Source organism: Azospirillum sp. B506, from assembly GCF_000333595.1.
Taxonomy (GTDB): domain Bacteria; phylum Pseudomonadota; class Alphaproteobacteria; order Azospirillales; family Azospirillaceae; genus Azospirillum.
The window spans coordinates 1-3,551 of record NZ_BADK01000452.1 but is presented as its reverse complement, the minus strand read 5'-3'; the positions used below and the strand labels follow the sequence as shown (position 1 = coordinate 3,551).

General features: G+C 63.4%; 4 protein-coding genes and 1 pseudogene. 2 read left to right on the top strand and 3 right to left on the bottom strand.

From position 1 onward, the window contains the following. Both I71_RS13735 and I71_RS37430 read left to right on the top strand, forming a co-directional pair. The coding region (locus I71_RS13735; protein WP_199902174.1) for a solute carrier family 23 protein at positions 1-721 on the top strand (721 nt) is incomplete at its 5' end. Between the two features lie 524 nt (positions 722-1,245). Further along, on the top strand, positions 1,246-1,449 hold the full coding sequence (locus I71_RS37430) for a hypothetical protein (protein WP_148294232.1): 204 nt from the start codon (positions 1,246-1,248) through the stop codon (positions 1,447-1,449). 72 nt (positions 1,450-1,521) lie between these two features. On the opposite strand, the gene I71_RS13730 is transcribed toward I71_RS37430, so the two are convergent. The 3 genes and pseudogenes from I71_RS13730 to gatB form a co-directional block, all read right to left on the bottom strand. Further along, entirely contained in the window at positions 1,522-2,460 is a 939-nt protein-coding gene (locus I71_RS13730; RefSeq protein ID WP_042695418.1) for a DMT family transporter, read from the bottom strand. A 125-nt stretch (positions 2,461-2,585) separates the two neighbouring features. Further along, positions 2,586-3,254, bottom strand: a complete 669-nt coding sequence (locus I71_RS13725) for a bifunctional diguanylate cyclase/phosphodiesterase (RefSeq protein ID WP_244433822.1) — start codon at positions 3,252-3,254, stop codon at positions 2,586-2,588. Between the two features lie 17 nt (positions 3,255-3,271). Further along, positions 3,272-3,551: pseudogene (gatB, locus tag I71_RS13720) on the bottom strand (Asp-tRNA(Asn)/Glu-tRNA(Gln) amidotransferase GatCAB subunit B); the annotation flags it as partial.

Genomic DNA, 3,551 nt, shown 5'->3' with positions numbered 1-3,551 from the left:
GCATGGTGGATTTCAAAGGGCTGGGGGAAGGCGCCGTGGGTGGCGCTGGTCCAGCCCCTCCCAGTTCGGCATGCCGGTGTTCGATTCGGTCGCCATTCTGACCATGTCGCTGGTGATGATCGTGGTGATGATCGAATCGACCGGCATGTTCCTGGCCGTCGGCGACATGGTCGGCCGTCCGGTGTCCCAGGAGGATCTGGTCCGCGGCCTGCGCACCGACGGGCTGGGCACGCTGATCGGCGGCGTGTTCAACACCTTCCCCTACACCTCCTTCTCGCAGAATGTCGGGCTGGTCGGGGTGACGGGGGTGCGCAGCCGCTGGGTCTGCGCGGCCGGCGGGCTGATCCTGCTGCTTCTGGGGCTGCTGCCGAAGCTGGCCCATGTGGTGGCGTCGGTGCCGGCCTTCGTGCTGGGCGGGGCCGGGCTGGTGATGTTCGGCATGGTGGCGGCCACCGGCGTGAAGATCCTGGCGCAGGTCGATTTCGCCACCCGGCGCGAGAACCTGATCGTCGTCGCGGTCAGCGTCGGCGTCGGACTGATCCCGCTGGTGTCGGACAAGTTCTTCTCGCAGATGCCGGCCTTCCTGTCGCCGCTGCTGCATAGCGGCATCCTGCTCGGCACGCTGACCGCGGTGGCGCTGAACTGGTACTTCAACGGCCTGACGAGCGCCGACCATGCCCGCCGCGACGTCGCGGCCGCGGCGCACGGGGCGGAGGCTTGAGAATATGCGGATGATTACGGTTGAGCCGGTAAGGCTAATTATATCAAATAATATACTTGTAGTATGATGGTAAAAGATGCAACTGAAAGTGATGATTGTAATTGATTTCAATTGAGCGCTGCGGATATTTTCCGATTTTACTTGAGAAGTGACAAGGATATTGATGATACGATTTTGAATCGTAGCTAGAAAGGTGATTGTGTGTTTTCCAATGGCATGAACAACATTCTCGAATCGATTGTCAGTGCATCGCTAAATCGGTAGAGCCATTATGCAGCCTCAGGCGCCCGGCATGTATGCAAAGGCGAGTGCTTTTGGGTTTGTATGGAGAAAAAGGAGAAACGCTGGACAGAACATATCAGCATGTTATCATATTAGAGCAACAGCCATTTTTCATATTTTCGGCGTGAAATGTGGCCATGTCTCCGATGATTTCGGAGGTGCATTGGCATTCTGTTGAGTGCTGTATACGGCACTGCCAAAAATGGCTTTTCATTTCAATCATGCAAGATCTGGAGGATGTAATGAGCAACTACGCACAGGAATATGGCGACAAAATGAGAGAATGCTTTGCCGAGGCAGCTAGGCTGCACGACGTTGCTATGACATATCAAAATCAAGGTGACTTTTCGACTGCAAAAAAATACTTCGATCAAGCGGATTATTGGCGTTCAAAAGGCGAAGATTGGAACAATCAGATCACAAGGCGATTCAATCGGGAAGGCTGATAGATACCTATTTTTTGCTTCCTTAAAGAAAGCGGCATCTGCAGTCAGCGGGAGAATTTTCTCGGTTGCGCTCTACGCCTTCCGCCGCAGCAGGTCCTTGCTGGCGAGCAGGGACCCGCCGGCGATCAGGGCGCAGGACACCCAGATGATGCCCGAATTGGGGGCGAGCCCGAACAGGACCAGCAGCAGGGTGGAGAGCAGCGGCGCCAGATAGGACAACGCCCCCAGCGCCCGGATGTCGCCGTGACGCACGCCGTAATCCCAGACGAAGAAGGCCGCCCCCACCGGTCCCAGCCCCAGCAGCAGCATCGCCCCCCAGCCGGCGGCGGTGTCCGGCCACACCGTGCGTTCCAGCGCCAGATGGCAGAGCAGCGACAGGATCGCGGTGACGAGGCAGAAGGCGCTGACCGCATCGGTCGGGGCCTCGCCGATCTGGCCCAGCCGGCGGCGCAGCACCGAATAGCCGGCCCAGGTGACGGCGCTTGCCAGCGCCGCGGCATAGCCGGGCAGATGCGCCGGGTCGATCGACAGACCGCCGGACCCGCCGCGGGCGATCAGCAGGACGGTGCCCGCCAGCCCGGCGACGGCGCCGCCGACATGCCAGGCGCGCAGCCGCTCCCCCGGCAGCAGGGCGGAGAACAGCACGATCAACAGTGGCCACAGGTAGTTGATCAGGTTGGCCTCGACCGGCGGTGCCGCCTGCAGAGCCATGAAATAGAGGAAATGGAAGCCGAACAGCCCGCCCACCCCCAGCGCCCAGGCGGCCGGCGGCTGGCGGAAATAGCGCAAGGGGTTGTCGCCGCGCGTTGCGGTCCAGCCGCTGCCGACAAGGAAAGCCAGCAGGAAGGAGGTCGCCACCAGCTGGAACGGCGGCACCATCGCGGCCAGAGTCGCCAGCGGGGCCAGCGTCGCCCACAACAGGATGGCGATGAAGCCGACCAGCGTGGCGCGGTTGACAATGCGGCGGTCGGGCGGGGCGGAGGAGGGGGCGGCGGAAGAGGAGGCGGTCATGGCGTGCCGGTCGGTTGGCGCTGGGGGAGGCGACCATAGCCGGCCGGGGGAGGGCTGTCTTGACCGGACCTCCGCCGCGCATTGACCGGACCTCCGATCACACGCCCAAAGGTCGCGCCGTCAAATCACGCGGTAAGCGGCAGCGTCTCCTTGCGGGCGAAGGCGGCCATCACCATCGCCTCCGCCGCCTCGGCCGGCAGCGGGCGCGAGATCAGGTAGCCCTGCAGGCAGTCGCAGCCGGCTTCCGCCAGCCAACGCCGCTGCTCGGCGGTCTCCACCCCCTCCGCCACGGTCGACAGCATGAGCCGCTGGGCGAGGGCGATGACGGTGGAGGCGATGTCGGGAGCGTGCGGCAGGTCGTTGACGAAGCTGCGGTCGATCTTCAGCACATCGACCGGCAGCTGGCGCAGATAGGCCAGCGAGGAATAGCCGGTGCCGAAATCGTCGATGGCGATGCGCACCCCCAGCGCCCGCAGGCGGTTCAGCGTCGGCAGATGGTGGCGCACGTCCTTCATGATGACGGTTTCGGTGATCTCCAGCTCCAACAGGTCGGCCGGAGTGCCGTGGCATTGCAGCACCTGTTCGACCTGCTGGGCGAAGCCGGGATCGGCGAGCTGGCGGGCGGAGACGTTGACCGCCACCGGGACCGGGCCGTGGTCGAGCGCCCAGCGGGTCGCGGTGCGGCAGGCCTCCTCCAGCACCCAGTGGCCGATTTCGATGATCAGGCCGGTGTCCTCGGCGACCGGGATGAAGTCGACGGGGGAGATCGCCGCCCCCTCGTGCCGCCAGCGGATCAGCGCCTCGAAACCGGTCAGCCGGCCGCCCGCCGCATCGATCTTCGGCTGGCCTTCATCACCTGGCCGACGAAGAAGCCGAACAGCTTGTCCTTGCCGCTGCGGAATTCCGCCACCTTGTCCGGGTTGGCGGCCAGCACCGCGTCGATCGAGCCTTCGATGGCGCTGGTGTCGGTGACCTGGCGCAGCCCCTTCTTCTCGACGATGTCGGCGGCCTTTCTCGCGGTCTCGAACATCGTTTCGAAGACTTCCTTGGCGATGCGGCCGGAGATGGTGTTGTCNGCGATCAGGTCGATC

Excerpts from the sequence above, each read along its gene's own strand:
- I71_RS37430 (WP_148294232.1), top strand. The coding sequence starts at position 1,246 with ATGAGCAACTACGCACAGGAATATGGCGACAAAATGAGAGAATGCTTT.
- I71_RS13730 (WP_042695418.1), bottom strand. The coding sequence starts at position 2,460 with ATGACCGCCTCCTCTTCCGCCGCCCCCTCCTCCGCCCCGCCCGACCGC.